Consider the following 1,305-nt stretch of genomic DNA (forward strand, 5'->3'; position numbering starts at 1 on the left):
CGCCCCTCTTTTACCGATGCACCCGACGTTGTTTTGAGGAGTCGCCCAAATGCAGCTTCATCTTCATCCAGAATCGACAGCGCTTTCTCGTACTTACCAAGCTTGATCCGCTCTAGTGCAAGGCTTTCTTTTAGCGCGCTGAGTTCAACATTTAACAACAATGTTGAACGTTGGTTCCGTCCCGGTTTTGGTCGCCAACTTAACCACGCTATCTCTTGCATCTGCGCCAGCAAACTGCGCGCATGACGAGGCGAAGTAAACAACAAATCGGCGATTTCTTGCAGCGTGGTTTTTGCTTCATTACCAACACCAAAAGAGAGCAAGCGTTGGTAATAACGAAATAAGTTGAGATCAGACACCGCACGTACCTTAACTCTAGGAGGTCATTGAATAGGCGTATTTTACTGAACTTGGCGGCAATAAAATAAGAAAACTTCCAAACACTTTGTTCCCCTTTTACTAGCATTTCGTCCCTATATTGTAGGAAAAACCCACCTATTTGGTCTTATCAGGAATAAAGCGAAGAAATCTACTCTCTTTTTTACCTCCCCTTTTTTCACCATACTGATTTGGCTAGCAGGAAATATAGAAAATTGCTCACAACCTAACCCCCAAGCAGAACTTAGCTCCTGATACCACACCCCCAATTCGTCGTATCTTTAAGTTCTGCTTTTTTACTTGCTGCCATTTGACCGAATTCTTTGTTAGTCCGCCAAATATTTGCGAGACATCATCCCTTCCCATTTTTTGACGTCTCTTATCTTCAATTCTCCTTTCAACAGTTGCGCCTTAGAAAAAGCACACGTACACTTAATCGTAATTCGACGATTAACTATAAAGGTCTGCTCATGAGCAACAAATGCAACGAAACGTGCCAAATTGCTTTTGAAACCACGCAACAACAACTCGATAAAGAACAAGCACTCGCCGCTCAAGCGAAAGCGCTGTCTCATCCTGCTCGCTTACGCATTCTGCATATTCTTCACACTTTAGACACCATGGGCGGCTGCTTAAATAGCGATTTAGTCTCTGAGTTAGGTTTAGCGCAATCGACTGTATCAGAACACTTACGCATTCTAAAACAGGCCGGGTTTATCAGTGCAGAACCCAACCCGCCAAAGGTTTGTTACCGTATTCAACGTGAAAAACTGAACGTGTTTAACGCTCAGTTTTCCGATTTATTTAGCTAAGACACGTTGCGCGCTTTCCACGCGCGCAAAGATAAACTATAACTTAATACATCGCCTTTCGACGATAAACGAATAGAGACCACTATGACGACTGAAGTTTTAAATAGTGCCAGTG

General features: G+C 43.4%; 2 protein-coding genes. One reads left to right on the top strand and one right to left on the bottom strand.

Going from position 1 to position 1,305, the window contains the following annotated elements:
* Positions 1 to 359, bottom strand: a 359-nt coding sequence (locus tag R8269_RS24640) for an SgrR family transcriptional regulator (protein WP_318222833.1), incomplete at its 3' end; no start/stop codon positions are given.
* Between the two features lie 489 nt (positions 360 to 848).
* Here R8269_RS24640 and R8269_RS24645 point away from each other — a divergent pair.
* Positions 849 to 1,190 carry an ArsR/SmtB family transcription factor gene (locus tag R8269_RS24645; protein WP_020835027.1) on the top strand — a complete coding sequence of 114 codons (342 nt, stop codon included), beginning with the start codon at positions 849 to 851 and terminating at the stop codon, positions 1,188 to 1,190.
* Positions 1,191 to 1,305 lie beyond the last annotated feature (115 nt).

The sequence above is a fragment of the Vibrio sp. Vb0667 genome, from assembly GCF_033391095.1.

Bases quoted from the DNA above. Each gene is read 5' to 3' on its own strand.
- R8269_RS24645 (WP_020835027.1), top strand. From the start codon at position 849: ATGAGCAACAAATGCAACGAAACGTGCCAAATTGCTTTTGAAACCACG.